Source organism: Candidatus Symbiopectobacterium sp. NZEC135, from assembly GCF_025962695.1.
The window spans coordinates 1-1,286 of record NZ_JAGFPF010000513.1 but is presented as its reverse complement, the minus strand read 5'-3'; the positions used below and the strand labels follow the sequence as shown (position 1 = coordinate 1,286).

The window sequence follows — 1,286 nt, the reverse complement described above, 5'->3', positions numbered from 1 at the left end:
AGACGGTGGTGAAAGCGCAAATCCTGACGTTGCGGGACAAACTCACGCGTGAGGGTGAAACCTTTGCCGCGCTGGCGGCGCGTTACTCCCAGTGTCCGACGGCGATGGAAGGCGGCGTATTGGGCTGGGTCAGCCGAGGTTTGCTGTTTGCGCCGCTGGAACAGGCACTGTTTGCGCTGCCATCGGGCGCGTTGAGCGAGCCCGTGGCGACCGACCTCGGTTGGCATCTGTTGCAGTGCGAAGCGGTTCGGCCAGAAACACCGCTGGCACGGGAAGAGGCGTTGCCGAAAGTCTTTCAGCACCTGCTGCACCAGCGGCAAAAACAGCAGCAGCGGGCGTGGCTGCGCAGCCTGACCGATGCCTGGCGTGGCTAGCGCGTTTTCGTCATTTTCACATAGGCGACGCCCTCTTTGTGGCACACTTCGCCCGCCACCTGAAAGCCAAAACGCAGATAAAATTCCGTGGCGGTGAGTCGGGCGTTCAACATGATGTCATTGATGCCCTCCGCGTGGAGTTTATCTAACACCTGAGTTAACAGCCTGCTGCCATATCCCTGACGCTGAAAAGCGGCATCAGTGGCGAATTTGCGTATCTGCCGCGCTGTGTTGGTGAGTGGGAAAACAGAAAGACAGCTGACAAGCGTATCCTCCTGATAGAGCCCGTAATGCTGGGCCTGCTCATCGCCTTCCATACGCAGAAAATCGAGAGGGCGATCGGGCCACAACTCTTTTTGACGCAGTGGCAGACAGGTATCAACCGTGATAGGGCGGACAGTGATTGGCATGGTGTTCTCTTGCGGGGGCGTCGTCTCGGTGAGTATCAAGACTATGATGAAACCTGTAGGAGGGGAAAGCGGAAAATGCGGCGACGCTAAAAAAGACAAGGTGCATTTCGTCGTGGAGAAACACACCTTGTGCTCGATAACTGCATCAGGCGGCCAATGCGGTTTTTATCTGCTCAAGCCAACTGTCCAGTCGCTCTTCGGTCAGATCGTACTGGTTGTCCTGATCCAACGCTAACCCGACAAACCTGTCGTCAATCAGTGCGGCAGAGGTATTGAAATCATAACCTGCACTCGGCCAGGCACCGACCACGCGGGCTCCGCGATCGGTCACAGCGTCATACAACGCTTTCATGCCGCTGACAAAATTGTCTGGGTAGCCGACCTGATCGCCCAGACCGAACAGCGCAACGGTTTTGTCCGCCAGTTCCATGCCGGATAATCCGTCAATAAATTCCTGCCAGGACTCGCCTTCGCACCCGGCATCCATACCCGGTAGGTGTCC

General features: G+C 57.0%; 3 protein-coding genes. 1 reads left to right on the top strand and 2 read right to left on the bottom strand.

The features are described from left to right. Positions 1 to 374 (top strand): nitrogen fixation protein NifM (nifM, locus tag J5224_RS28340; RefSeq protein WP_264628440.1); only part of this gene is annotated, 374 nt, incomplete at its 5' end. On the opposite strand, the gene J5224_RS28335 is transcribed toward nifM, so the two are convergent. Together J5224_RS28335 and J5224_RS28330 are read right to left on the bottom strand one after the other, a co-directional pair. Further along, on the bottom strand, positions 371 to 784 hold the full coding sequence (locus tag J5224_RS28335; RefSeq protein ID WP_264628439.1) for a GNAT family N-acetyltransferase: 414 nt from the start codon (positions 782 to 784) through the stop codon (positions 371 to 373). The genes nifM and J5224_RS28335 overlap by 4 nt on opposite strands. Positions 785 to 929: 145 nt before the next feature. Continuing rightward, positions 930 to 1,286, bottom strand: a 357-nt coding sequence (locus tag J5224_RS28330) for a flavodoxin (protein ID WP_264628438.1), incomplete at its 5' end; no start/stop codon positions are given.

Coding starts and splice junctions, on each gene's coding strand:
- J5224_RS28335 (WP_264628439.1), bottom strand. CDS start 784: ATGCCAATCACTGTCCGCCCTATCACGGTTGATACCTGTCTGCCACTG.